Origin of the sequence: Kitasatospora sp. NPDC053057, from assembly GCF_044546945.1 — a bacterium.
GTDB lineage: Bacteria > Actinomycetota > Actinomycetes > Streptomycetales > Streptomycetaceae > Kitasatospora.
In genome coordinates, this window is the sequence record NZ_JBITZP010000041.1 from 1 (window position 1) to 25,153 (window position 25,153).

Annotated in this window: 22 protein-coding genes and 1 pseudogene; 11 read left to right on the forward strand and 12 right to left on the reverse strand. The window is 70.2% G+C overall.

Annotation, left to right across the window (positions count from 1 at the left end):
* Positions 1-148 precede the first annotated feature (148 nt).
* From ACIG5E_RS31315 to ACIG5E_RS31335, 5 genes are all read right to left on the reverse strand, one after another.
* Positions 149-811, reverse strand: coding sequence for an O-methyltransferase (locus tag ACIG5E_RS31315; protein WP_396539134.1), 663 nt, complete (start codon positions 809-811; stop codon positions 149-151).
* Positions 812-818: 7 nt separating this feature from the next.
* Positions 819-1,634: a class I SAM-dependent methyltransferase gene (locus ACIG5E_RS31320; protein WP_396539136.1), complete on the reverse strand. Its 816-nt coding sequence runs from the start codon at positions 1,632-1,634 to the stop codon at positions 819-821.
* On the reverse strand, positions 1,631-3,052 hold the full coding sequence (locus ACIG5E_RS31325; protein ID WP_396539138.1) for a LuxR C-terminal-related transcriptional regulator: 1,422 nt from the start codon (positions 3,050-3,052) through the stop codon (positions 1,631-1,633). Before ACIG5E_RS31325 ends, ACIG5E_RS31320 begins: the two co-directional genes overlap by 4 nt.
* A 321-nt stretch (positions 3,053-3,373) precedes the next feature.
* Positions 3,374-4,045 (reverse strand): SDR family oxidoreductase, encoded by a 672-nt coding sequence (locus tag ACIG5E_RS31330; protein ID WP_396539140.1) that lies wholly within the window; start codon positions 4,043-4,045, stop codon positions 3,374-3,376.
* A 258-nt stretch (positions 4,046-4,303) separates the two neighbouring features.
* Positions 4,304-4,840 carry an ArsR family transcriptional regulator gene (locus ACIG5E_RS31335; protein WP_396539142.1) on the reverse strand — a complete coding sequence of 179 codons (537 nt, stop codon included), beginning with the start codon at positions 4,838-4,840 and terminating at the stop codon, positions 4,304-4,306.
* 82 nt (positions 4,841-4,922) lie between these two features.
* Between ACIG5E_RS31335 and ACIG5E_RS31340 the strand changes: the two genes are divergently transcribed.
* From ACIG5E_RS31340 to ACIG5E_RS31355, 4 genes are all read left to right on the forward strand, one after another.
* Positions 4,923-6,248 carry a M20/M25/M40 family metallo-hydrolase gene (locus tag ACIG5E_RS31340; RefSeq protein ID WP_396539144.1) on the forward strand — a complete coding sequence of 442 codons (1,326 nt, stop codon included), beginning with the start codon at positions 4,923-4,925 and terminating at the stop codon, positions 6,246-6,248.
* Positions 6,245-8,020, forward strand: coding sequence for a S9 family peptidase (locus ACIG5E_RS31345; protein WP_396539146.1), 1,776 nt, complete (start codon positions 6,245-6,247; stop codon positions 8,018-8,020). Before ACIG5E_RS31340 ends, ACIG5E_RS31345 begins: the two co-directional genes overlap by 4 nt.
* Positions 8,021-8,319: 299 nt before the next feature.
* Positions 8,320-9,738, forward strand: coding sequence for an MFS transporter (locus tag ACIG5E_RS31350; protein ID WP_396539148.1), 1,419 nt, complete (start codon positions 8,320-8,322; stop codon positions 9,736-9,738).
* Between the two features lie 196 nt (positions 9,739-9,934).
* Positions 9,935-10,528 (forward strand): NADPH-dependent FMN reductase, encoded by a 594-nt coding sequence (locus ACIG5E_RS31355; protein ID WP_396539150.1) that lies wholly within the window; start codon positions 9,935-9,937, stop codon positions 10,526-10,528.
* Positions 10,529-10,865: 337 nt separating this feature from the next.
* Here ACIG5E_RS31355 and ACIG5E_RS31360 read toward each other — a convergent pair whose 3' ends face one another.
* The 4 genes from ACIG5E_RS31360 to ACIG5E_RS31375 form a co-directional block, all read right to left on the reverse strand.
* Positions 10,866-11,204 (reverse strand): hypothetical protein, encoded by a 339-nt coding sequence (locus ACIG5E_RS31360; protein ID WP_396539152.1) that lies wholly within the window; start codon positions 11,202-11,204, stop codon positions 10,866-10,868.
* 195 nt (positions 11,205-11,399) lie between these two features.
* Complete coding sequence (locus ACIG5E_RS31365; protein WP_396539154.1) at positions 11,400-11,528, reverse strand: lasso peptide biosynthesis protein; 129 nt, start codon at positions 11,526-11,528, stop codon at positions 11,400-11,402.
* Positions 11,529-11,691: 163 nt separating this feature from the next.
* Positions 11,692-12,450 (reverse strand): hypothetical protein, encoded by a 759-nt coding sequence (locus ACIG5E_RS31370; RefSeq protein ID WP_396539156.1) that lies wholly within the window; start codon positions 12,448-12,450, stop codon positions 11,692-11,694.
* A 485-nt stretch (positions 12,451-12,935) separates the two neighbouring features.
* Entirely contained in the window at positions 12,936-13,310 is a 375-nt protein-coding gene (locus tag ACIG5E_RS31375) for a transglycosylase SLT domain-containing protein (RefSeq protein WP_396539158.1), read from the reverse strand.
* 1,161 nt (positions 13,311-14,471) lie between these two features.
* Here ACIG5E_RS31375 and ACIG5E_RS31380 point away from each other — a divergent pair.
* On the forward strand, positions 14,472-15,638 hold the full coding sequence (locus ACIG5E_RS31380; protein ID WP_396539245.1) for an exonuclease SbcCD subunit D: 1,167 nt from the start codon (positions 14,472-14,474) through the stop codon (positions 15,636-15,638).
* Complete coding sequence (locus tag ACIG5E_RS31385) at positions 15,638-18,643, forward strand: AAA family ATPase (protein WP_396539160.1); 3,006 nt, start codon at positions 15,638-15,640, stop codon at positions 18,641-18,643. Before ACIG5E_RS31380 ends, ACIG5E_RS31385 begins: the two co-directional genes overlap by 1 nt.
* 316 nt (positions 18,644-18,959) lie before the next feature.
* Here the strand turns inward: ACIG5E_RS31385 and ACIG5E_RS31390 are convergent, their stop codons facing one another.
* Positions 18,960-19,613 carry a TetR/AcrR family transcriptional regulator gene (locus ACIG5E_RS31390; protein WP_396539162.1) on the reverse strand — a complete coding sequence of 218 codons (654 nt, stop codon included), beginning with the start codon at positions 19,611-19,613 and terminating at the stop codon, positions 18,960-18,962.
* 139 nt (positions 19,614-19,752) lie between these two features.
* On the opposite strand from ACIG5E_RS31390, the gene ACIG5E_RS31395 reads away from it, so the two are divergent.
* The 3 genes from ACIG5E_RS31395 to ACIG5E_RS31405 all read left to right on the forward strand — a co-directional run bounded on the left by ACIG5E_RS31395 (position 19,753) and on the right by ACIG5E_RS31405 (position 22,053).
* Positions 19,753-20,784, forward strand: a complete 1,032-nt coding sequence (locus tag ACIG5E_RS31395) for a medium chain dehydrogenase/reductase family protein (RefSeq protein ID WP_396539164.1) — start codon at positions 19,753-19,755, stop codon at positions 20,782-20,784.
* Positions 20,785-20,908: 124 nt separating this feature from the next.
* Positions 20,909-21,175, forward strand: coding sequence for an NADAR domain-containing protein (locus ACIG5E_RS31400; RefSeq protein WP_396539166.1), 267 nt, complete (start codon positions 20,909-20,911; stop codon positions 21,173-21,175).
* Between the two features lie 254 nt (positions 21,176-21,429).
* The gene (locus ACIG5E_RS31405; protein WP_396539168.1) at positions 21,430-22,053 is read left to right on the forward strand and encodes a hypothetical protein; all 624 of its coding nucleotides are present in this window, start codon (positions 21,430-21,432) and stop codon (positions 22,051-22,053) included.
* 288 nt (positions 22,054-22,341) lie between these two features.
* Here ACIG5E_RS31405 and ACIG5E_RS31410 read toward each other — a convergent pair whose 3' ends face one another.
* Positions 22,342-22,917: a hypothetical protein gene (locus ACIG5E_RS31410; RefSeq protein ID WP_396539251.1), complete on the reverse strand. Its 576-nt coding sequence runs from the start codon at positions 22,915-22,917 to the stop codon at positions 22,342-22,344.
* Positions 22,859-23,551, reverse strand: a complete 693-nt coding sequence (gene deoC / locus ACIG5E_RS31415; RefSeq protein WP_396539170.1) for a deoxyribose-phosphate aldolase — start codon at positions 23,549-23,551, stop codon at positions 22,859-22,861. Before deoC ends, ACIG5E_RS31410 begins: the two co-directional genes overlap by 59 nt.
* A gap of 246 nt (positions 23,552-23,797) precedes the next feature.
* On the opposite strand from deoC, the gene ACIG5E_RS31420 reads away from it, so the two are divergent.
* Both ACIG5E_RS31420 and ACIG5E_RS31425 read left to right on the forward strand, forming a co-directional pair.
* Positions 23,798-24,520: a GntR family transcriptional regulator gene (locus tag ACIG5E_RS31420; RefSeq protein WP_396539172.1), complete on the forward strand. Its 723-nt coding sequence runs from the start codon at positions 23,798-23,800 to the stop codon at positions 24,518-24,520.
* Between the two features lie 180 nt (positions 24,521-24,700).
* A pseudogene (locus tag ACIG5E_RS31425) lies at positions 24,701-24,970 on the forward strand (alcohol dehydrogenase catalytic domain-containing protein); the annotation flags it as partial.
* Between the last annotated feature and the right edge of the window lie 183 nt (positions 24,971-25,153).

The following is a 25,153-nucleotide window of genomic DNA, read 5'->3' on the forward strand; positions in this document are numbered from 1 at the left end:
GAGGCCCCACCCCCGGCCCCCCCGGGGGGGGGGGGGGGGGGGGGTGGGTTTTGGGGGGGGGGGGGGGGGGGGGGGGGCTACGGGGCCCGGGCGGGGGGGGGCCCCCCCCCCCCCCCCCCCCCGTCCGGCCGGCTACGACCCGATGGGTCTATCTCTTCCGGGCCAGGGTGATCCCGTCGGCCATCGTGAGCATCGAGACGTCCACGCGCGGATCGTCGCGCAGCGACGCGTTGAGCGCCCGGACCGCGGTGGTGTCCGGGTCCTGGTGGTCCGGGTCGATCACCCGGCCGAAGAAGAGCGTGTTGTCGATGACGATCAGCCCTCCCGGTCGCGTGAGGTCGAGCGTGGCCTCGTAGTACGTCCCGTAGTTGGCCTTGTCCGCGTCGATGAACACGAGGTCGAAACTCTCGCCGCCCCGCTCGTCGGCGAGGGCGGTGAGCGTCTTCGTCGCGTCACCGAGGCGGACGTCGATGCGGTCGGCGACCCCCGCGCGCTTCCAGTAGTCGGCGCCGATCGCCGGCCAGCGCCCGTTGAGGTCGAGGGTGACGACCGTGCCGTGCGCCGGTAGCGCGCGCGCCATGCACAGGGTGCTGTAGCCGGTGAAGGTGCCGATCTCCAGCACCGATGTGGCACCGCACAGGTCGACGAGGAGCGCCAGCAGCTGGCCCTCCTCGGCCATGAGCTGCATGGCCGAGCCGGCCGGCAACCCCGCGGTCTCCTCGCGGAGTTCGGCCAGGATCGGGTCCTCCCGCAGGGAGACGGCGCGGACGTACTCGCGGATCTGCGGTGTCGCGACGATCTGATCTGCCATGCCGGGCTCACTTCCTCGCGACGCAGGCGAAGGACAGCGGGATCGGGTCGCCCGGGATCCGCCAGTTGTGGTCGCCGTCCGGCACCATCAGCGGGAGCCGCTGGCGCGCGTCGTAGGGGACCTCGCGGACGCGCTCGATGGTCAGGCCGGCGTCTATGAGCGAGTTCAGCACCTCCTCGATGGTCCACCGCCAGCCGTAGATGGAGTGCTTCTCCACCTCGACCTCGTCCTCGATCCGGTCGGCGTAGGTCGCGGACATCTCGTGGTGCACGTCCCGGGACTGGAACAGCGAGCGGGCCACCCGCAACTCCCCGTCGACATCGCCGAAGAGGGTGAGGATCGGGTGGATCTCGACGATCGTGAGGGTGCCGCCCGGCTTGACGTACTGCGCCGCGATCTTGGCCCAGCCGGCGATGTCGGGCAGGAAGGAGAGGGTGCCGTATCCGGTGAACACCATGTCGAACTGGCCGTCGAGCACCTTCGGCAGGTCGTAGAGGTTCGACTGGACGAAGCTCGCGTCGAGGTCGAGTTCCGTGGCGAGGCCGTTGGCGATGTCGATCGCGTCGTCCGAGATGTCGGTGCCGGTCACCTTCGCGCCCATGCGGGCGAGCGAGAGCGAGTTGACGCCGATGTGGCACTGGAGTTCGAGCAGGGACCGGCCGCGGACGTCGCCCAGCTCCTCCTGCTCCAGCTTGCGCAGCATGTTGTGGCCCTGCTTGAACCGTTCCACGTCGTAGTACGAGGACTGCATATGCGCCCGTGCTCGCAGGTTGAAGCCTTCTCGGTTGGCCGAGATCTTGTCGAGGTCGCTCATGGAGGTCATCGCTGTTTCCCTTCGGCATGGATGGATGCTTGTGGACGGTCGCCGACGACCAGCGGGGCCAGATCGCGCCGGCTGGTCACCCCGAGCTTCTGGTAGGCGCGGCCCAGGTAGTTGTCGACGGTGCGGGCGGACAGCCCCAGCCGGTGCCCGATGGCGGGGCTGGTGGATCCGTTGGCGGCCAGCAGCGCGACGTCCCGCTCGCGGCTGGTGAGCTCGACCAGCGAGGCGGTGAGCTGCAACAGCGGGGTCGTCGCGTTCGGACACGCGATCGCGCTGGAGGGCGTGGAAGTGTGCCGTAGTGCGGCCGCGGCGGTGGCGGTCTCCGCGGCGAGCAGGTCCATCCCGAGTTCGGTGAACTTCGCCGTGGCGACGTCCAGCGCTCCGGGATCGGAGCGGGCCAACGCGGCCGCGGCGCCGGCCATGGTCGGCACGACGGGCCCCGGCACCAGATCGGCGAGCGCGCAGAGGCGATGCCGTACGGCGTTGGGGTTGCCGAGACGGGCCACGTCGTAGCTCGCCGTGGCTTCGACGGCGTACTGGCCCAGGGACATGGCGATGTCGGCCGCGGAGAGTGCCTGCCGGGCGGCGAGAGTGGTGTCCCCGCCGGCCGCCGTGGTCCACGCCTGGCTCAGGGTCGTCCACGGGAGGAACAGGCGGTTCTCGGGTGCCTGGCCGGCGAGCTGCCGGGTCTGTTGTGCGTCGGCCTGATCGCCGAACACGGCGAGCTCGGCCAGACGCGGCGCCAGCATGAGGCACGTGTTGCCGCCGTCGAACAGGCGCGAAGCGGCCTCCGCATCGGCGATGGCGGTGGCCACGTTGGCGACCTGGCCGCGCAGCGCCAGCCAGCCGCCGGCCACCGCGGTGTTCCCGGCGGCCACCTCGTCCCGGTAGCCGTTCTCGGCTATCCGGCACGCGTGCCGCACCTGGCCGGCCATCAGCAACGCGAAGCAGTGCGCGTAGCCGATCTCGGCGAACCAGGGCTGGCCCGGGCCGGGCCGGTCGACGGCTGCCGACGCCTGGTCGAACCGGTCGGCCGGGCTGGCCGCGACGACCACGGTGGTCACCGCCGGGATCGCCCCGTCGGGCACTTGCCAGTCGCGCAACACCTTCTCGCCCGCGGCGGGTGCCGCGTGGGTACAGCCGTCCAGCAGCAGCAGGCCGGCCCAGTGTGCCTCGGCCACCGGACTGCCGATGTCGCCCGGCCCCCGGTGCGCGGCCTCGGCATTGCCCGCTCCCCAGTACGGGATGGCCGCCGCGGTCACCGCCCAGTGGGTGCAGCGCGCTGTCGGGGCGTTGTTCGACCGCTGGTGGGGCGGCGGCTGGTGGGGCGGCGGGTCGGCGACCACGACGGAACCGAATCGGCGGTCGGCCGATAAGTTCCCCGGAGCCGTGCCGACGGCGCCGTTGCCGGCGATCACGACGCCGGCTCGAGCCGCCGGCCTTGTCTCTGCAATTGACTGCACAACAAAGTAACCCCCCTGTGTTGGTAAAAGGAGACCCTTCGTGCTGAGCCCACTGTCCGGATCGGACTGTGTGTGAGTGAATGACGTCTCGCCCGCCCGGCTGTTCAGGCGGAACGAAGTGACGTCGCTATTCGTGGCGGCGTCCCGAATCGATCCCTCAAGATCTGCATCCGACTCGGGACGCCCGAACTTCAACCATTATTCGCGGAGCCCCTGCGGTGCCGCCGGGAATCGCACCGATCCCGGGTCGCACGACCGTGATCCGCGGGACACGCTCTAGAGGTCGATCGCCTTTTCGATGGGGGTTTCGCCGCCGACCACCACGTAGATGCGGCCGGCTGTGTCGGGCCGGTCGATGAGCGCCGCGAGCACGGCGGCGACGTCCTGCCTGGCGACCTGGTCGAACCTGGCGTGCTTCGGTCCGACCCTGTTCCCGGCGGTGAGTTCGACGGTGCCCTCGCCGTCTCCGTCGGTGAGCACGCCGGGCCGAAGCACCGTCCAGTCGAGCTCGTTCCGGGCGAAGATGTGCTGTTCGGCGGCGCGCTTGGCCCGCAGGTAGATGGCGTACCCCTCACCGATGCCGCGGTCGTCGGCACAGCCCACGTTGATGGAGCTGACGTGCAGGAACCGTCGCACACCGGCCTGTTGCGCCGCGTCCATGACGAGCACGACGGCACCCCGGTCCACCTTGTCCCGGCGTGCGGAGGTGGCGCTGTTGCCCGAGCCGGCCGAGAAGACGACAGCGTCCGCGCCGACCATGGTGGCGGCCACCTCGTCCACCGTCGCACGCTCGAGGTCGAGCACGACGGCCTCCCCGCCCGCCGCCCTGACGTCCTCGACGTGGCGGGGGTTGCGCACGATGCCCACGACGGAGTCGCCACGTTCGGCGAGGAGCCGAGTCAACCGCAGGGCGATCTTGCCGTGGCCGCCGGCGATGACAATCTTCATTCGATACCCTTTTCCCGGATTCGGTGCTTCGGGTGTCCCCGGATTCGGTGCCTCGGGTTTCCCCGGATTCGGTGCTGCGGGCGTGTGGAACCACCCCGCCAAGCCTGCGCCGTGCCGAATGATCAGTGCCGGCAGCCTGGCCCAGCCCGGTCATTGACGTACAAGTTCTGACAAGCAACTGATGCCATGTCCTGCCGCCCGCCATGGCGAACTCGGACGCGTCACTCGAATGGTGAATGAGTCAAGCATCGGTCGCACCTATTGGTCAATGGCACCGCTCTCCCGGGGGTCAGGATCGAGTTGAGGCCGGGCGGCGAGCGACCACAGGTAGCTCAGCGGCTCGCCATCGGCTTCGTCGGTGTACTCGGCTATCAGGTCCTGGAGCCGGCGGCGCAGTGACTCCACGGACTCGGGCCGCAACCGCAGTACGCCCCGCCTGGCACCCCGGCCGGAGTCCTTGCCCGCAGCTATCAGTTCGGTGCGGTGGGCGTCGATCACGGCCAGGTCGACCTGCTGGGCCAGGCCGGAGTCGTCGGGCAGGATGACCAGGCCCCGGGTGCGCGCGGTCGCGCGGTAGGGCCGTTGCAGGGCGCCGTGCTCACCGGTGCAAACCGGTTCGGCGACCAGGAAGTTCGTCTTCACCAGGGCACGGACGTGGCGCAGGGTGGTCGCGGGAGCCAGGTCGAGTTCGACCGACAGCTCCTTGTTGGTGAATGCGCGGTCCAGGCACAGCCGCAGGATGCGCCAGCGTACCGGGTGCCCGAGTGCTTTGAGATCTTCGATCGTCGCTTCCACGTACCGGACTGTACCTTGCCAAGGCGGCGCCGGTTTGCTTGACTACAACCGATTTCATTCTGTGCAATCGGTTGGAGGGTCTGTGATCGAGCAGCTCCGGGACTGGGTGGATGCCCAGGATCTGGATGGTGAGCTGGCGGACTGGATCTCCCGGCCGAGCGTGAGCCGGACCGGCGAGGGCATGGCCGAGGCCGCGGCCCACGGTCTTCGGCTGTTACGTGCGTCGGGCCTGCGGGCGCGCGAAGTCGAGACCGGTGGCTGGCCCGCGCTGGTGGGGACGGCGGACGGGCCCGGGCCGCACGTGCTGATCTACGGTCACTACGACGTGCAACCGGCCGGGCCGCTCGAACTGTGGACGACGCCGCCGTTCGTGCCGTCGATCCGTGACGGCCGGATGTACGGGCGCGGCACGGGCGACAACAAGGGGCAGCACCTCGCGCAACTGCTGGGGCTGCGTGCCCTGCGGGACCTGACCGGCGGATTTCCCTGCCGGGTCACGGTGTTGCTCGACGGCGAGGAGGAGATCGGCAGCCCCAACCTGGCGGCGGCCGTACGCCAGGTCGGTCAGCCCGATCTGGTGATCTGGAGCGACGGGCCCGTGCACGACTCGGGCCGGGCGTGTGTGGTCCTCGGCGTGCGCGGGATCCTGACGTTCGAACTGCGTGCGCGAGGCGCGAACCGGCCGTTGCACTCGGGGAACTGGGGCGGAGTCGCGCCCAATCCGGCGTGGGCGCTGGTGCAGCTGCTGGCCACCATGCGGTCGGCGGACGGGACCGTGACCGTGCCCGGCTTCGCCGACGACGTCGCGCCGTTGACCGATGGTCAGCGTGCCGCGCTGGCGGATCTTCCGGTGGACGTGGCCGCAACGCTGAAAGCGATCGGGGCGGCCGGCATGGAGCCACCGGCCGAGCTGGGATTCCACGAACGCCTGGCCATGCCCACACTGACCGTGAACTCGTTGAGCTGCGAGGACTCCGGCGACCACCGCGCGGTGATCCCCGACGTCGCCGTTGCCCGGTGCGAGGCCCGGTTGGTCGGCGGCCAGACACCGGACCAGGTCGCCGACGCCATCCGGCGGCACGTCGCGAGATACGCTCCCGACGTCGAGTTCGTGCCTGACGCGGCCATGGCACCGTCCACCACGTTACCCGAGACCCCTTATACGGCGACGATTCTCCAGGCGGTCGAGGACGTGCTCGGGCAACGGCCGCTGCTGGTTCCCTCGCTCGGCGGAAGCCTGCCGATCGCCCTGCTCAGCGACGGGCTCTCATGCCCCTGCTACGGCGTGCCGTTGGCCAACGTCGACGAGGCCAACCACGCGCCCGACGAGAATCTCGAACTCGCCCTGTTCCGCCGTGGAATCGTCGCCGCGGCCACGATCCAGCTCGCATTGGCGGCGCACTCATGACCGTTTGGGGGGCTTGGCCCGCGAAGGAGGGCTTCGCGTACGTCAGCGACGAGTCCGGCCGGCCGCAGCCGTGGTTCCAGACCTGGGCGGGGGAGCGGCGGATGTTCCCGGTCGACGGCGCGGTCACCCGGCTGGCGTGGCGGCCCGACGAGACACGCCTGCTCGTCGTGGCGGACGTGACCGGCGGCCAGGACTACCGGCTGGCCGAACTCGACCCGTCCACCGGCGAGTTGGAGTGGATAGCGGCGGAACCCGGGGTCAGGCGCGAGATAGGCGTGCCGTATTCGAGCGGGAGCCAGCCGTACAGCCCGGACGGCCGCCTGCTCGCGTACGCGACCAGCGCGCGTGACGCCACCTGCCTCGACGTCTACGTGCGGGACCTGACGACCGGCGCGTCCAGGATGGTCCTGGAGGGCGACGACCGGTACGTGCCGATATGTTTCTCACCGGACTCCAGGCACCTGCTCGTTCTGAAGTTCCATCAGAACACCGACCAGGATCTGTTCGCCTGTGATCTCGCGACCGGCCGGACTCAGCACCTCACCCCGCACGAGGGACCGGCGAAGTACCAGCCGGGCGGGTGGACCGAGGACGGGATCTACTTATGCACCACCGAGGGCCGTGACTTCCTCGGTGTCGCTCTGCTCGTCCCCGGCCGGCCGTTGCAGTGGATCGCCACGCCGGACGCCGATGTGGAGAACGTGATCGTGGGCCCGCAGGTCGTCTGGGCCTTGCCCCAGGACCAGCGCACGGTGCTGTGTACGCAGCAGACCACGGTCGAACTGCCCGGATTCGCCTCCCAGCCGTTCGGCTACGACGGCTTCGTGCCGCGGTTCGCCGGAGACCGTCTGCTCGTACAGGTCGGCGCCAGCGACCGGGCGACCGAGTACCTCCTGGTGGACCTGGCATCCGGCGAGTCACAGCAGCTCACCGACTTCAGCCGCGAGCTGCCGGACGACCTCGTCGTACCGGAGACGGTCTGGTTCACCGGAGCGGACGGGCTGGAGATATCCGGACTGCTGTACCGCCCGCGTTCGACGGCCGGCCCCGTCCCCGCGGTGCTGACCGTTCACGGCGGTCCGGAGTGGGCCGCGCTGCCGGTCCACGACCCGTTGATCCAGCGGCTGGTGCGAGCCGGATTCGCCGTGCTGGCGCCGAACGTGCGCGGGTCCACCGGACGGGGGCTGGCCTACCAGCGGCTGATCTACCGCGACTGGGGAGGCGGCGACCTGGCCGATTTCGAAGCCGCCGCATGGTTTCTGCGAAGCCTGGACTGGGTGGACGGCGATCGGCTCGGTGTCCACGGGATGTCCTACGGCGGGTTCGCGGCGCTCAGTTGCCTGACGAGGCTGCCGGACTACTGGGGAGCCGGTGTCGTGATCTGCGGGCCGGCGGACCTCGAAATGGACGTCAGGGCCCTGCCACCGACGTGGAGCCGACGGGTCGTGGAATGGATCGGCGACGTCGACGACCCGGAGGACCTGGCGAGGCTGAGGGCAGCGAGTCCGCTGACCCATGCCGCGGACATCAAGGCGCCGCTGCTGCTGGCGCACGCGGTAGCCGACACCACCGTCGCCATCAACGGCACCGAGCAGCTGTACCGGACGCTGACCGAACTGGGCAAGACCGTGCGGTTCATCCGCCTCTCCCGCGGTCACCTTCCGGATGACCGCGACGAACGGGACGAACTCGACGCCGCTGTCGTGCAGTGGTTCCGCGATTTCCTCAAGCCGCACTCAAACGGTGCGAGAACGGCCACCGAATACCGATAGCCGGACCGTCGGCCTCCTCGGCTTTCGAATTCGGCTTTTCGAATCCGCCATGAGTGCGGAAACCGCACTCGGTGTGAACAACTGATCCGGTTTTATCGAGTCCCACTACCGAAGGCGTACCCCATGAGACTGAGACACGGCACAAGCATCCACGAGGCCCAGCGTCAGAAGTCGACGCCGCGCCGCCTGCCGTACGCCCTGCGTCACTGACCAGCACCCGAAAAACCCAGAAAGGACAGGCACAGACAATGCCTCCTGCAGTCGCCGGCGCCGGGGCGCCACCCCGTCGACGCCTCGGCTTGATCCTGGCACTGCTGGCTTTCGCCCAGTGCATCTACGCCATCGACTACAGCATCGTTTTCGTGGCACTGCCCGAGATCCGTACCGGCGTCGGATTCTCCGCACAGAACCTCCAGTGGGTCGTCAGCGCCTATGCCGTCGCCTTCGGCGGCTTCCTGCTGCTCGGCGGCCGTGCGGCAGACCTGTTCGGACGTCGCCGGATGTTCGCCTTCGGCCTGTTCCTGTACGCGGCCTCCTCGCTCGCCGGAGGGCTCGCGGGTGACCCGACGACCTTGATCATCGCGCGTGCGGTGCAGGGTATCGGCGGCGCCTTCCTCGCCCCCGCAACGCTTTCACTGGTCACCACGACCTTCGCCGAAGGCCCTGAGCGCAACCGCGCGCTGGCGATCTGGGGCGGTGCCGGCGGTAGCGGCATGATCCTCGGTTCGCTGCTCGGTGGCGTGCTGACGGGCACCTTCGGCTGGGCGTCGATCTTCTTCGCCAATGTCCCGCTCGCCGGCGGCGCCATGCTGCTCACGTTCGTCATCATCCCGAAGGACACCGACCAGGGCGCCTCCGGGCGCAAGTTCGACCTGCCCGGTGCGCTGACCGCGACCGTCGGTTCGACGCTGCTGGTGTTCACCCTCGTCCAGGGACCGGTGTCGGGCTGGACCTCGCCGACGATCCTGATCATCGCGGCCGTCGCGGTGGCCGTGCTCGCCGCGTTCTTCACCATCGAAAGCCGCGGCCGCGACCCGCTGTTGCCGCTGCGACTGTTCCGTAACCGCAACCTGAGTACCGGTACCGTCGTCACCTTCATCTTCATGGGGACGTTCGGTGCGCTGCCCTACTTCTTCACCCTCTACTTCCAGACCGTGCACGGCTACTCCGCGACGAAGAGCGGTATCGCCTTCCTCCTGCCGTGCGTGGGGGTGCTGATCGGCAACCTGTCCGGCGGGAAGCTGGCCACCCGCTTCGGCGTGCGTGCCACGCTGATCGTCGCGCTCCTCATGGGCGCCGTCGGCACCGTGGCCTTCGCGTTCTCCGTCTCGCCGAGCGGTTCGTACCTGGAGCTGGTGCCAGGTGTGCTCATCCTCAGCCTCGGTCAGGGCACCGTGTTCACCGCGATGTACGCGGCGGCGACCACCGGGGTCGCGGGAGAGGACCAGGGCATCGCCTCGGGTGTCGCGGCGACCGGCCAGCAGGTCGGTGCCGCGGTCGGCCTCGCCGTTCTGGTGGCGGTCGCCAACTCCGGTCACGAAGGACTGACCGGTGAGGCGCTGCGCGTCGCCACCGCCGACGGTGTGCGCACCGCCATGTGGGCCACCGTGGCCGGCATCGTGCTGATCGTGCTGGTCGCGCTGAACTTCAGGCGAAACTCGGCGGTCGCGGCCGCCGAGGTATCCGAGAAGCACGACGACGTGGCGTCCGCCGTCTGACCTTCTGACATGAATAAGTAAAAGATGATTCCATTCGTGTTCATCGCGCACGGGTGGAATCACCTTTTATTTATGCGGCGCCACGGGTGCGGGCCCCACCCCGCACCCTGCCCCCGCCGAAACACAGACCGCACCACCTCGAAGCCCGCACCGCAAACACCCTCAGGCACCCGAAAGAGAAGGAGGCGAAACCCCAGTGCACGAGAACGTGAACGTGGTCGGTGTCGGCGGTTCGAGCCGGCCCGGATCAACCGCCGAGCAGGCCCTGCGGGTGGTACTGGACGCGGCGCAAAGACGCGGCGCGTCAGTGCAACTGATCAGCGGCCCCGCACTGGCCATGCCGCTGTACGACCCCCGGCACGGCGCCATCACACCGCAGGCCCGACGGCTCCTGTCGGCCATAGCCGGCGCCGACGGTCTCGTGCTCGCCAGCCCCGCCTACCACGGCGGGATATCCGGCCTGGTGAAGAACGCCCTGGACCACGTCGAGGAACTGCGCGAGGACACACGGCCCTACTTCAGCGAACGGGCCGTCGGATGTGTGGCGGTCGCCCACGGCTGGCAGGGCGCCGTCGCCACACTGGCCGCGCTGCGCGACGTGACCCATGCGCTGCGCGGCTGGCCCACACCGCTGGGCGCCGCGATCAACACGTCAACGGCACGCTTCTCACCCGCCGGAGCCTGCACGGACCCCCACGTCCAAGGACAGCTGGAGGAAATAGCGGCGCAAGTCGTCGAGTTCGCCACCACGCGCGCCCTCGCGACATCCAGGCCGGAAAGCGTCCGGTGACCGTTGCCGCCACCCGGGGCCCACTCGGAGAAAGGACCGCCTTGCCGCCTGGGCCGTGCACACCCGGCGATTCCACGGACCGCACCTGTACAGCGGAGGCCACTTCTACCTGCACACCCACGTGCACTCGGTGGCCGGCCGCATAGTCGAAGCGGTTGCCGCGAGCCGGGCGACTCCCGTGGCCCTCACCCCTGGAGGGCACACGTAAGCACCATCGAAGCCGTTGCGCGCCCGCTCACCCCGCCGAGCACGGTGACGCGCGACGACGGACCGTGTCGGACCTCATCCCGCTGACCGGGGCCGACCGTAACCGCGCCGGGCTGCTGACGCGGGCCGCTCACACCGAGCGGTCCGCTGCCCGAGCGAGCTCCGCGATCTCGTCGACGGGCCTTCCGGTGTGCAGGGCGAGGGTCTGCGCGATGAGGTCGGTGAGATCGGGCCAGGGCATGTTCTCGTGCGCGTTGTACAGCGCGACCAGGCCGTGCAGGGCGGTCCAGAGCAGCAGGCCCGCCTGCCATTCCTGCTCGGGCCCGCGACGGTCCTGGCCTTCCTGGCCTTCCTGACGGTCTTGGCGCTCCGGCCGGTCCTGCCGGGCGCCGGCCAGCGAGGCGACGACGGATCCGAGCAGTTCCTCTCCCGCACCGTGCGCGTTCGTGGGCACCAGCTCGGCGGGCATCCCGCCGCCGAAGAGCGTGCGGTACTCCCCGGGGTGGTCGACCCCTACGAGAGGACCGGTGCGGCCGTCACCGCGCTCGAACGGACCCGCCTCCCGGACGCCGACAGCAGAAGATCGCCTTCGGCAACGCCCGCCGGCTCCTACGCCTGTGACCGCCCCCCGGACCCTGGCGGGGCGCGTGGCGGTCCGGGTCGGTCATCGGCTCGACCGGTGCTCCGGCGCGATGGTGATCAGGGGGTGGAAGTGGGCGAGTTCGGCGGGCTCGTCGACGGGTCCACCATCGGCCTCGATCCACGCATGGGCACGGAACGGAGCGGTTCGCACGCCCGGGCGCCGCGCCGCAGCCCGAGCATCACCCGGCGGATCCGGGCCGGGGGGAGGAGCGAAGCCGGCCGTCGCCGAGCCCCCGGCTGCCTGCGGCCCCGACGCCGCCGGACCGCACCGGCGGATCGCCGAGTACCGGTGGCGGCCCGAGTACCCGTGGCCGCTACTGCAGGATGCCGACCGCCCTCGCCACGACCAGCACCACCGTGATCAGCGACACCGCCGACTGCGTCATCATCAGCAGCTTCGCCCAGACCGACAGCGGCATGGTGTCCGTCGGGCTGAAGGCGCAGGCATTGGTGAACGCCACGTACAGGTAGTCCGGGTAGGAGGGCTCCCAGCCCGGCGCCGCGATGCCTTCCTGCTGCATCTGGGGGAAGAGGAAGTCCGGGTATGACTTCACCCCCTGGGCGCGGGCCGCGGGGCCGCCTCGGTCCGACTCCCAGTACCAGAGCGAAAAGGCGATGATGTTGGTCGCCCAGACCGCGCCGCCGGTACCGAGCAGCGCCAGCGCGCCCGGTGAGGCAGACGTGTGGATCAGGTCGCGCACCAGCTTCACCGCCGACCAGCCGTTGGCCAGGCTGATCACCGCCACCAGGGCCAGGCTCAGCAAGCGCAGCAACCGCGACGTCTGGTCGATGCGCTTGTGCGGGTTGAGCACCACGAGGGCCACCAGCAGCGCCAGCTCCAGAGTGGGCAGCATCCAGTGCGGGTGGATGGTCAGACGGGTCGGCAGGGCCAGCTGCAGGCCGACGGCGACCAGGATGGCCGCCGAGACCGCCCAGCGCTGCTCACCGAGAGTGACTGCGCGCCATGCGGGGCGCTCCGGCTTCTCGGGCTCCAGGAGCCGCTCGATCCGCTCCAGCCTGCGATGCAGTGCCTCGGAAAGCTGCGCCGAGGCCTGATGTTCGTGCTCAGTCATGGCGCACAGTGTGTCAGGCGTCCACTTTCACGATCACTGCGGTGCCGGAGGCAGGGGAGAGGCCGCCGAGGTGCCTGCTCGGCGGGGCGACTACCGGGTGTCGCCGGTGGAGACGAGGCGGACGTCGCACGGCCGCGGGAGTCCTGCGGCAGCCGCCGGGGACTCCAGGGGTTCGGCGAACTGCCCTGTGAGCTGCAGGGCGGCTGACAGCGCCGGGGTCGCGGGCGGCCCGGCAGGGCCGGGCGAAGAGCAGCCGGCCGAGTCCGCCCGGCTGGAGGAGGCCGAGCGGCGGGCCTCCCAGTCCGTGTGGGCAGGCGCCTACTGGGTCGCGCCGACCGGAACAGTCGCTCACCCGGGCAGTCCCGGCGGCCGGGAAGCAGCACGAGGGCCTGTGCCCGCGCGAAACGCGCGGGCACAGGCCCTCGTGGGTCACCCCGGGCGGCCCCTGTCCGACCCCCGAGGCACGGGGGAGCCGAATGGTCGGCTTAGTACCAGTGGTGGTTCTGCCAGAAGGCCCAGGCGGCGTTCGGGCTGCCGTAGCGGGAGTTCATGTAGTCCAGCGCCCACTTGATCTGGGTGGCCGGATTGGTCTTCCAGTCGGCGCCCGCGGAGGCCATCTTGGAGGCCGGCAGCGCCTGGCCCAGGCCGTAGGAGCCCGAGCTCGGGTTGGTCGCGGTCACGCTCCAGCCGGACTCGTGGGAGACGATCTGGCTGAACGAGGCCAGCTGGTCCGCCGGCACCATCTGGGCGGCGATCGCCTGCGGGGAGGCGTCCGCAGCCGAGGCCACGGTGGGGACCACGGCGGCACCCAGGGCGGTCACAGCGGCGGTGCCGGCAAGAATCGCGGCAGAGGTACGCATACGGAGCTTGAAAGCGGGCATGTAGAGCAAGACCTCAATCGGGTTGGGCCGGTGTCACGCCCCGCCTCGACCATGGCCGGACAGGGGCCGAACGGTCGCGGGGCGTGACTCGGCGGTTAGCCGCATTCGGCGGGACAGGAGCCGATGTGACTGACGACGAATGCAAAGCTGCCAGACCGGATCGGCGCTCGCCAAGACCCCCTCGTTACGATCCGCGGTCGTAGCCGAAGCGACCGGCACTGATCCGGAAGCCGGGCCGCCCGGAGCCGCCGACCCCGCCGATTCCCCTCCGGGCCTGCGCAAACACCCTCCAGCCCGCCACCAAAATCGCCTCAAAATGGTGAAAAACGGACACCACTACCCGTCGTCGTGCATCGCATTTCCGTGTGAGGGCCCTCACCACACAAACCCCGACGACATCACCGACCGACCCACCGCCACCGCTGAGTCAACACCGAACCGCCGCCATGGTGACCGCCACCACACCCCGCCGGCATGGGAACGGCCGGCGCAGCGGGTGGCCGAAGGTCACGCACCGCGCACGCGGAACCGCGCTCGGAGCGGCCCAAACCGGTGCGGTCCGCGCCGCGGGCGGGCGGGACGAAGTCCTGCACGAGGTGAACCCGTCGGCGAGGCTGAGGTCGCTGTCTGCCCGGCGGCCCGGCGCAACCGCCGCTCCCGGAGCCGGCACGGTCGCGCCCGTCCCTACACTCTGGCACTGACATTCTCGTGGGGTCCGCGGCCCGCAAGAATCGAACGTATGACCTTCTTGTTGTCGGGGTGGTCCTTGCCACGCCCTCGGTAATTCCACTCAGAGGCCTCGCATACAACCCTGGCCTGCATAAAGACCGTTGTGCCGGTGTTACGGAAACGGGCCTCCCGGCCGGGCGTCGGCAAGAGCATGACCCGGCTCCCGCGCCCCGGGCGCCACCGTGTTCACCACCGGCAACCCCTGCACCACCTGTACGGGCAGATACCGCGATGACACCGTGGACAACTCGGACGCACGGCACCCCTTGTTCGGTCACGCACGCGTACTGACGCACGCCGAAAGCTTCACCGAGCCGTGGAGACGACCGCTCACCACCCGCGGTACCGCTGCTGCGAATGACCTCGTAACAACCATGCAGGCAAAAGGAGTTCCCATCGATGCCCGCTACCATGCGGCTGCTCCACACCTCGGACTGGCACCTGGGCCGGACCTTCTACCGCGAACCGCTCATCGACCACCAGCGGCTCTTCCTCGACCACATGCTGGCCACCGTGCAGGAACATGAGGTGAGCGCGGTCCTTGTCGCCGGCGATGTCTACGACCGCGCCATCCCCGGGCTGGACGCGGTCGCCCTCTACGACCACGCCCTGAACGCCCTGGCCGATCTCGGCGTTCCCGTCATCATGATCAGCGGCAACCACGACTCTCCTCGCCGGCTGGGCGTGGCCTCCCGCTTGATCGAGCGCGCCGGCATCCACCTGCGCACGGACCCGGCCACCTGTCACCTGCCTGCCGTGCTCCACGACGCCCACGGCCCCGTCGCGTTCTACGGTCTGCCCTACCTGGAACCGGCCATGACCCGCGACGAGCTCGGCGCCGACGCCCCCACCCACGAGGCCGTCCTCGGCGCGGCGATGGACCGTATCCGCGCGGACCTCGCCACTCGGCCCGCCGGCACCCGCTCCGTCGTCCTCGCCCACGCGTTCGTCACGGGAGCCACAGAAAGCCGCGACAGCGAACGCGACATCACCGCGGGGGGAATCCCGACGGTGCCCGCATCCGTCTTCCACGGCGTCGATTATGTGGCCCTGGGCCACCTCCACCGCCCCCAGAAGGTCACCGACCGCATCCGCTACAGCGGTTCCCCCCTCGCCTATTCCTTCAGCGAGGCCCGCTACGCCAAGACCATGTGGCTCATCGACCTTCACCCCGACGCCACCATCACCGTCGAAGCCCTTCCCTGCCCCGTGCCTCGCCCGCTCGAGAGCCTCACCGGCCGTCTGGAGGAGGTGATCGGCGACCCGGCCCACGAGACTCTGCGCGAGGCATGGCTGCACGTCACCCTGACCGACGCACAGCGTCCCGTCCATGCGATGGAGCGGCTGCGCGGCCGCTTCCCCCACACCGTCCACCTCGACTTCGCCCCTGAGGGCGGAACCGACACCACCGCCACCTCCTATGCCGAACGCACCCGCCACCGCACCGACATCGAGATCACCCACGAGTTCATCAGTTACGTCAGGGGAGGCCGCGAACCCGACCCGGCCGAAGCGGACCTGCTGCTGCGCGCCGTGGAGGAAGCCCGAGTCGGGCAAATCGTGAAGGAAACCGCCTGATGCGTCTGCACCGCCTCACCCTGCAGGCCTTCGGCCCGTTCCGCACCCGTGAGAGCGTCGACTTCGACACGCTTGGCCAAGGCGGCCTGTTCCTGGTCCACGGCGCCACCGGGGCCGGCAAGTCCACCGTCTTCGACGCTGTCTGCTTCGCCCTCTACGGCTACGTCCCCGGCCCGCGCCACCCGCTGTCGCTGCGTAGCCACCACGCCGATCGTGCCACCGTGACCCAGGTCGAGCTGGAATTCACCATGGCCGGGCGCAGGTTGCGGATCACTCGCACGCCCCAGCAGGAGAAACCGGGCCGTGCCACTGTCCTGTCGGCCACGGCCCACCTGATGGAACGCCACGCCGACACCGCCTTCGGGCAGGAGGCGTGGAAGCCGGTCATCTCCGGGCATCAGGAGACGAACAACGAGATCAGCGCCCTGCTGGGAATGAGCCGCGACCAGTTCTGCCAGGTTGTGCTGCTGCCCCAGGGCGAGTTCGCGAGATTCCTGCGGGCCGACGCCAACGAGCGAGGCACTGTCCTGAGCCGGCTGTTCGGCACCCATCGCTTCGCCGCCGTCCAGCGCTGGCTCTCCGAGCACGCCAAGGAAACCGGACGGCTCCGCGACCAGGCCCAGGCCGGCGTGTGGCGCGACGCGGACCGCATCCAGCACGCCGCCGCCACGGTGGGAATCACCACCACCGCGCCCACCCCCTCCCCGGACGCCCCGGACCTCACCCCGGTTCAGACACTCGACTGGGCGCACAAGCTCCACACTGCCGCCGACACGGCCCACCGCGACGCGCAGGCCGCACTGGCAACGGCCCGCGGCGAGCACTCCACCGCGACGAAACACGCGGAGACAGCCCATGCCCTCGCCGAGCGCCAGCATCGCCACCGCGCCTCGACCCAGGCCCTCGCGGAACTGCGAACGAAGACCGACTACTTCGAAGCGCTGGAGCGAACCCTGGAGCGCGCCCTGCGCGCCGAGCCGGTACGCGCACTGCTGAACGCGCTCGACGCCGCCGACCGCGAACACGCCACGGCCACCGACGCACGGGACAAGGCCAGGCAGAACCTGCCCGAGCCCCATATCCAGGGCGGTGACGCCGACCTGGCCACCATCGAGAATCGGCTGGCGAACGACCTCGGACAGCTGGACGCCCTGCGCCACGACGAGCAACGCGCCGCCGAACTGACCACCGCTCTCGCGGCCCTGGACGCGGAATTGGAGCAGGCCGAAGCCGACCAGGCGGACATCACCAACTGGCTGCGACAGGCGGACAAGCAACGCGCCGAACACATCGCCCGGCTGGAGGCGGCCCAGCGGGCCCACACGGAAGCCGTCCGGCTCGGCGTCACGTTGCCGCAGCTCGCGCGGCAACTGGACGCGGCCCGCCAGCGCGACACCCTGGCCGGGAAGACCGCCAAGGCCCGCGCCAAGGCCGAGAAACTGAGGGAAACCGCGCTCACGACCGGACAACAGGCCCGGGAACTGCTCGACCGGCGCCTCGAAGGCATGGCCGGTGAGCTCGCCGGACAGCTGGAGGCGGACCGGCCCTGTCCCGTCTGCGGTTCCCCGACCCACCCCAGGCCCGCCACCGCGGGGGAGGGACACCCCACCCGAGAGGACGCCGCGCAGGCCGACAAGGAGTTCCGCAAGGCCGAGAGGGCCTGGCAGAAGGCCGAACTGGACGCCACGAAATACGCCGCGGAAGCCGAAGCGGCCCAGGAACAGGCCGGCGACGCCACGACCGCAGACCTCGTGCAGACCCACCGCGACGCCGAGCAGACCCACACCGAACTCCTCGGCGCGGCCTCCGACATCGCACCCGCCGAAGAACAGCTGAGGCTCTTCGACGAACAGCGCGCGGAGCGCACCGAGGAACTCGCAGCGATCGGCAAACGAATCGGCGACTACCTCGGACGGCGGGAAACCAACGCCGGCGAGGCCGAACTCCTCGGCCAGCGGCTGAAGACAGCACTTGACGGACACCCGAGCGTGGCCGACCGCATCACCCACCTGACCGGCCGGCGGGCAACGATCACTGCTGCCCGCGCCGCGATCCAGCACGCCGACACCACAGCGGCCAACCTGGCCCGGGCCCGCCGGGGCGCCGAGGAACAGGCCACCGACGCCGGCTTCCACACGCTCCTCGACGCGCAGAAGGCGCTGCTCCCGCGGGCCAGGACCGACGACATGACAGGCGAGCTCGCCGCGTGGCACACCGAGCAGGCCACCCAGACGGCCACGCTGACGGACCCGGCCGTCGCGGCGGCCGCACAGGAGGACCCCGCGGACCCGCAGGCCGCCGACGCGGCCCTGGCCGAGGCCACCGAACACCTCGCCACCGCCACCGCCGCCGAGACCGCGACCCGGACTTGCCACAAGGCCCTGGCCGCACACATCGACGATCTCACTGCGCACACCACCAGCCTGGGCTCGCTGACCGAGGAGCACGCGCGTGCCAAACACCTGGCCGAACTCGCAGCCGGGACCTCCACCGACAACCAGCTGCGCATGCACTTGGAGGCTTACGTCCTCGCTGCCCGGCTGGAGGACGTCGCGCGCGCGGCCAACACCCGCCTGAAGCGGATGTCCTTGGGCCGCTACCTGCTCGCCCACACCGACACCCGTTCCGGCAGAGGCCGCTCAGGACTGGGCCTGGAGATCCTGGACCAGTGGACCGGTCAGACGCGCGACACCAAGACCCTTTCGGGAGGGGAGTCGTTCTTCGCCTCCCTGGCTTTGGCTCTCGGCCTCGCCGACGTCGTCGCCCACGAGGCCGGAGGCAGCCGGCTCGACACCCTCTTCATCGACGAGGGCTTCGGCAGCCTCGACGAGGACACCCTGGACGAAGTCCTCCAGGTCCTCGACGAACTGCGTTCCCACAGCCGGGCCGTCGGAGTGGTCAGCCATGTCGCGGACCTGCGCCGGCGCATTCCCACTCAAATGCACGTGCGTAAGCACGAGAACGGCTCGACCATCAGGGCCCTGGAGTGCGCGCCAGCCCACTGAGCCGACCAGCGGCAGGCGACACCCACAACGGGAAATCCGTCCTGGCGTCGCCTGCCGCGCACCTGCCGTCGCCCGGGGCGTTCCAACGCCGGCGGCCATCCTGCCCGCGTGATGCGGCCATCCCTGCTGTCGGGCCGGCGCGCCTGGGCGCGGCGTGCTGCGCCCCCGTACCGTCGGTTGAGCGGCCGTGCGGTGCCGGTGGCGGCGTCCGTCGTCGGGGCTGCGGGATCCGGCCGCAGCCCGGTGTCAGGCGTGGGTGTGGGGGACGGGTTCGCCGGTGAGGGCGTTGGTCAGGGCCCGGGTGCCGAGGGGTGGGCTACCGGGTGAGGTGGTGCAGTTCGTTGTCGTAGAGCTGGGCCGGGTCGAAGCCCATGCCGGTGAAGTGGCCTGCGAGTTCGAGGGAGAGGATGCCGTGGAGGCGGGTCCAGAAGTGGAGAGCGCGGCGTAGAGCGGCTGGTGGGGCGGGGTGGTCGGCTGCCCAGTGGCGGTGGTCGGCGAGGTGGGTCTCCAGGCGGGCGTCGGTGTCGTCCTGGGTGGTGGCGGCGGGGGACTGGGCGGCGTCGAGGAGGGCGCTCATGATCTCGGAGGCGATTGCGGTGGTGTCGTCGGGGGCTCGGTAGCCGGGGACGGGTGTGCCGTAGACGAGGAAGTAGCGCTGAGGGTCGGCCAGCGCCCAGGTGCGCAGGGCGTGGCCGAGACCGGCGAGGTCGGCGCCGGATGCGGCGGCGGTGCGGATCGCGTCGGCGAGGCTGCGGTAGGCGTCCCGGATCAGTTCGGTGATCAGTTCGTCCCGGCTGGCGAAGTACCGGTAGAGGGCGGGGCCGCTGATGCCCATCTGCTTGGCGATGGCGTTCAGGGATAGGCCCGCGGCGCCGGCGGCAGCGATCTGCTGCCAGGCACGTTCCTTGACCTCGGCCTGTAGTTGGGCGCGATAGCGCTCGCGCGGGGTCTCTTTCCTTGCGGTGACCATGTGCCGGTTCCCTCCGTGACGATCGGCTCTTGTTAGAGGGTATTACGGACGTTCTTGACTGTCGCGCCGCTCTGGCGTTATAACTTCTAACGAAAGAGCCACCCGCTAACGGAAGGGTGGGGAGTCGAGGGAGGTCATCGTGAACGCCGGGGAACTGATCGAGGTCGTGCTGCCGGGCAAGGTCGAGCCGGAGGGCCTTGAGGTGCGGCACGGATCCGTTCCGGCCGCCGGCCCGGGCCGGGTCGTCGTCCGCATGGAGGCGACCGGTGTCTCCTTCGCAGAACAGCAGATGCGCCGTGGCCGTTACTACGACCAGCCGCCTTTCCCCTTCGTTCCGGGCTACGACCTGGTCGGAACGGTCGCGGCGGTCGGCGACGGCGTCGATCCGGACCTGGCCGGCACGCGGGTCGCGGCGCTGCTGAAGGTCGGCGGCTGGGCCAGCCATGTGGTCGTGGACGCCGCTGACCTGGTCCCTGTGCCCGAGGGCATCGACGCGGCGCAGGCCGAGACAGTGGTGGTAAACGGCATCACCGCGTGGCAGATGCTGCACCGCAAGGCCCGCGTCCGGGCCGGGCAGACCGTCCTGGTGCACGGCGCCAACGGCGGCGTCGGCTCGGTACTGGTCCAGCTCGCCCAGGCCGCGGGCGCGAAGGTGATCGGCACCGCCTCCGCGCGCCACCACGCGGCACTGCGCGAACGCGACGTGATCCCGATCGACTACCGCACCGAGGACATCCCCGCCCGCGTCCGGGAACTCGCCCCCCACGGCGTGGACGCCGTCTTCGACCACGTCGGAGGCCGCGGCCTGGTGGACTCCTGGCGCCTACTCGCACCCAGCGGCACCCTCGTCTCCTACGGCAGCGCCTCCACCCGGGACGACGACGGCTCCAAGCAGTGGCCCGTCCTCAAGCTGCTCGGCCGGGTATGGCTGTGGAACGCCCTGCCCAACGGCCGCCACGCCTACTTCTACAACGTCTGGGCCGGCCGGGCGCTGAACCGCCGCCGCTTCCGGGCCCGGCTGCGCACCGACCTCACCTCGGTGTTCCAGGCGCTGCACAACGGCAAGATCACCGCGCAGATCGCCGCCGAACTCCCCCTCGCCCGCGCTTCCGAGGCCATGCGCCTGGCCGAGTCCGGCACCGTCGCCGGAAAGGTCGTCCTGCGCGCCTGAGCGCCTCCGGCCGGCGAACCGCCCGCCGCCCGCCATCGCCCCCGCCGGCCCGCTGCCATTCCGCCCCTCGGCGCCACTCTTCTCTTCCCACTGACATGCGACGGAGACCGCCCCCGCAGCACACGTGCTCGCGACCGAAGCCTCTCGCCGCGAGGGCTGGGAACACGGCCGGACCGCCGTCATGACGCGCCTGCTGCGCGCCAAGTACGACCAGCATCCCGAACTGGCCGAGGTCCTGCTGGCGACGGAGGAGGCCACCGTGATCTACGACGACATGAACTCGGCCTTCTGGGGCGACAACGCCGGCCGAGGCCGCAACTGGTCGGGGCGCCTCCTCGAACTCGTCCGCTCCGAACTGCAGGCACGACGAGCAGGGATCCCCGGGGTGTGAGCGTGTTTATGATCACGGTTCGGTGACCTTCCGGCCCTTGGGAGGTCGATGGCCCGTTCCTGGTGTTCGCAGGGCGGTAGGTTTCCCCAGCGCACTTTATTGATCACCACGGGGGATTCACCATTTCCACTCAGTCTGCCGAGCTGCCCGACACCACCGCGCCCACGGAGACCGCCTCCGCAGCCCCGGACCAGGGGGCGTCCGGGTACGGCGAGGGGCAGCTCACCTGCGCCGTCTGCGGCTCCGTCCCGGCTGTGGACGCCACCATCCGCGGCCACCAGGGCTTCGTCATCGTCATGCGCTACCTCAAGCGACGGGGCCCGTTCTGCCGCACCTGCGGCATCGCCACCCACCGGGAGATGACCTCCGACACCCTCTGGCAGGGCTGGTGGGGCATTCCGTCGATGATCGTCAACCCGATCGTCATGCTGTTCAACATCCCGCAGCGGTTGAAGATCAACAAGCTGGCGGAGCCGCTGCCCGGAGCCCCCGGCACGCCGATGGACACCGGCAAGCCGGTCTACCTGCGGCCCACGATCGTCGGCCTGCTGATCCCGGCGGTCCTGATCGCGCTGCTTTTCGCCCTGCTGAAGGACGACCCCGAGTTCGCCAAGGCCGGCGACTGCGTCCACAACAGCAGCCCGCTCGCCATGTCCGGCCTGAACGACGCCAACCCGGACGTCAAGGTGGTCCCCTGCTCCGACCCACAGGCGGACGCCCGCGTCGTGGGCCGGGCCGACGACACCACCGACGGTGAGGCGGAGTGCCGCAAGTATCCCGACGCCGACAGCTACTTCACGTACAAGCGGGGGAGCGACAAGTACCTGCTGTGCCTGACGAGCCTCAAGCCCCGGCCGAAGCTGACCTTCACCCCGTAATTGAGGTGACCGGGCCGGGCGCGTCACGGCACGAACACATCGGTGCGCGCCCTTTCCGGCGGCCAGCACGAATGAGTCGACGTCCGGGATCGCTTCGGTGACAGCAACGGCGGGTGGCTCTCACCTGCGGGGGTGAGCCCGTCCTTCGGCTCGCGGTCCATCCCGCCGGACGGCCTCGACCTGCGGTACAGCCGCTGCAAGTGGGCCAGGGCTACGACTCGGGCGCGGTTACCGTCGAGCGGAGCGTGGCCGTGCCCTGGTTCGGGCAGCCCGGCGGCGCGAGCCAGTTCAAGACCGATTGACAGGCGCCTCGACCTCCAGGAAGGCCCCAAGCTCGACGGCGGCCCTGCGAAGATCGTCGACCGGGCCGGCAGAGCGCGGACAGCGTGGTGACCGAAGGAGGTTCGCCAGGTAGTCCCAGGTCAGATCCCGCAGCCAACGCTGCGGGATGCCGGTCAGGTCGATGTGGCTCATCCGATGGGGGAACAGCACTCCGAAGTGCTCGGTCTCCAGGAAACCGGCGTCCTTGGCCTCCGGCGGGGTGAAGTAGACCAATCGCAGCTCGTGCAGGATCTCCTTGGCGATCGCCCCGGTGAACGCGGCCGAACCTCCGGTCCCGAACTCGAAGTCGATCAGCGAGTTCACTTCCAGCGTGCGGCATGTGGTCACCAGTGACCGGATCCAGCCGATGAAGGCAATCAGGATGTCCTGCCGTTCGACAACGCGGCTGTCCCCACCGCCTCGAACTGGTGCCAGCGGCAGCCGCCCGGCGGGCGCCTGCCGCCGTCGCGGCCCCGCGCCGGGGTCAGGCTCCGTCGCGGCGGGCGGCCAAATCGTCGAGGATGGCGGCGGTGGCGGTGGCACCGAAGCGTTCGGCTCCCGCGGCCACGAACTCCAGCATGCGGTCGAGGGTGCGCACCCCGCCGGCGGCCTTGACCATCATGTGCGCGGGCACGTTCGCCCGCATCAGCCGGACGTCCTCTAGGGTGGCGCCGCCGGGCGCGAAGCCGGTGGAGGTCTTCACGAAGTCCGCCTCGGCCAACGTGCTCAGGCGGCAGGCACGCAGTTTGTCCGTGTCCTCCAGGTAGGCGTTCTCGAAGATCACCTTGGTGCAGGCGCCGCCCGCCGCGGCGCCGACGACCGCCGCGATGTCCTCGCGCACCGCGTCGTCCTCGCCGCTGCGCAGCAGGCCGATGTTGAGGACCACGTCGAGTTCGGTGGCGCCGGCGGCGAGGGCGTCGAGGGCCTCGTTCTTCTTGACGGGTGTGGTGGAGGCGCCGTGCGGGAAGCCGATGACGGTGCCGACGGCGACCCCGGTGCCGGCGAGTGCTTTGACCGCGAGGGGGACATCGGCGGGTCGCACGCAGACGGAGGCGACGTCGTAGCGCGCGGCGAGGTGGCAGCCGTCGAGGACTTCTCCGGTGGTCAGTTCGGGGCGCAGGAGCGAGTGGTCGATCATCTTGGCGAGCCGGCGGACGTCGATGTCGGTGGGGTCCATGAGCCTGTCCCGGGGGTGTGGCGTTTCGCGTCCCGCCGCTGGGCGGGACGGCGCTGGCGCTTTGACCCTACCCGCCGCCTGTCTAGCTGTCTATACAGCACTGCCCAAGCCAGAAATGTGAGGCAGATCACTCTGCACGCCCCTTGCCTGTGGTGTGTTTGGCCATGAAATGTCCGCTGTGCACTGGTCTACGCTGGTTGACTAGACAGCTAGACGGCGTAGCCTCGATTTCCGAAGGAACCCCTTTTGGCAACCGATTTCGCACCCCGGTACCACCAGATCGAAAAGGCGCTCCGGAACCGGATCGCCGGCCATCGACCACACGATCCCCTCCCTTCGGAGGCCGATTTGTGCGAGGAATTCGGAGTGAGCCGAATGACCGCACGGGCGGCCGTTCAACGGCTCGTCGCGGAAGGCCTGGTGTACCGGGTCTCCGGGCGCGGGACGTTCGTCGCGGAACCGCCGACCCACCGGCGCGCGGAGAATCTCGTCCGGTTCAGCGAGGAAATGCGCAGACAGGGCCGCAGTCCCTCGTCGCGGCTGGTTTCGGCGCTCCTGCGGCCGGCCCGGCCGCAGGAAGTGCACCGGCTGCGGCTGCCCGGAAGCGCCGCGGCGGCGGAGGTCGTGGAGGTGGTGCGGGTGCGGCTGGCCGACGGTCTGCCGACCGCGCTGGAGCGGGCGGTGTTCCCCGGCACACTGGCCGCCCTGCTGCAGGCCGACTTCCGTACGGCGTCGATGCACGAGACGCTCACCGGCCTTGGCCGGGTGCCGACCCGGGGGCACGCCTCCATCAGGGCGGCCTCGGCCGGTGAGCGGGAGGCCGGGCTGCTGGAAGTGGCCGTCGGCACCGCGCTGCTGGTCGAGGAACGGCTCATCGTCGACCAGGACGAACAGCCGCTGGAGCTGACCGAATCCCGGTACGTGGGCGACCGGTACGGCCTGGACGTCGCCTTCGAGGTCGATTCCTGAGCCGGGGTCCGGCGCCGCCCGCGCCCGGGACACGCGTCCTGGGCGCGGGCGGCGCCAGCGGCGGACGCGGGGCGGATGTGTGCGGGGGACTTCACAGCCGGCGGGCGATGCGGCCCGGCCGGTTTCCGGCAGTGGAATGCTCTTCGATTGCGTGGAGGAAACGCCGTGTACGCGTACCTGATGACCTCTCCCGGGGAAATCAACCGCACTCTGGTGCCCGATCCGGAATGCCGTGAGGACGAGATCCTCCTGCAGACCGAAGCTGTTTCCATCTGCTCCACCGACGTCTCCTACTTCCGCGGGCACCTCTTCGCGGAGAACTGGCCGATCATCCCCGGGCACGAATACGTGGGCAGGGTCGTCGAGGTCGGGAAGAGGCTGCGGGGCGACGTCCGGCCCGGTGACCGGGTCACCTACTGGGGCCAGACCGATTTCGGCGGGATGGCCGAGTACCGGGTTATCCGGCCGCTGTTCCCCGGCCGGATCGGCCTGGAGACCTCCTGGTACACCGGGCGCAACTTCTACGACGCCGACCAGGCCGCCGCCGTCGTGCTGCCGCCGCACGTGCCCTCGGACCTGGCGTCGGTGATCGAGCCGCTCACGTCCGTCCTGCGGTCGTTGCTGCTCAACCCG

What these genes read in the sequence shown, in the direction of transcription:
- ACIG5E_RS31315 (WP_396539134.1), bottom strand. Translation starts at nt 811, where the DNA reads ATGGCAGATCAGATCGTCGCGACACCGCAGATCCGCGAGTACGTCCGC.
- ACIG5E_RS31320 (WP_396539136.1), bottom strand. Translation starts at nt 1,634, where the DNA reads ATGACCTCCATGAGCGACCTCGACAAGATCTCGGCCAACCGAGAAGGC.
- ACIG5E_RS31330 (WP_396539140.1), bottom strand. Translation starts at nt 4,045, where the DNA reads ATGAAGATTGTCATCGCCGGCGGCCACGGCAAGATCGCCCTGCGGTTG.
- ACIG5E_RS31345 (WP_396539146.1), top strand. Translation starts at nt 6,245, where the DNA reads ATGACCGTTTGGGGGGCTTGGCCCGCGAAGGAGGGCTTCGCGTACGTC.
- ACIG5E_RS31360 (WP_396539152.1), bottom strand. Translation starts at nt 11,204, where the DNA reads ATGCCCGCCGAGCTGGTGCCCACGAACGCGCACGGTGCGGGAGAGGAA.
- ACIG5E_RS31370 (WP_396539156.1), bottom strand. Translation starts at nt 12,450, where the DNA reads ATGACTGAGCACGAACATCAGGCCTCGGCGCAGCTTTCCGAGGCACTG.
- ACIG5E_RS31375 (WP_396539158.1), bottom strand. Translation starts at nt 13,310, where the DNA reads ATGCGTACCTCTGCCGCGATTCTTGCCGGCACCGCCGCTGTGACCGCC.
- ACIG5E_RS31380 (WP_396539245.1), top strand. Translation starts at nt 14,472, where the DNA reads ATGCGGCTGCTCCACACCTCGGACTGGCACCTGGGCCGGACCTTCTAC.
- ACIG5E_RS31385 (WP_396539160.1), top strand. Translation starts at nt 15,638, where the DNA reads ATGCGTCTGCACCGCCTCACCCTGCAGGCCTTCGGCCCGTTCCGCACC.
- ACIG5E_RS31390 (WP_396539162.1), bottom strand. Translation starts at nt 19,613, where the DNA reads ATGGTCACCGCAAGGAAAGAGACCCCGCGCGAGCGCTATCGCGCCCAA.
- deoC (WP_396539170.1), bottom strand. Translation starts at nt 23,551, where the DNA reads ATGGACCCCACCGACATCGACGTCCGCCGGCTCGCCAAGATGATCGAC.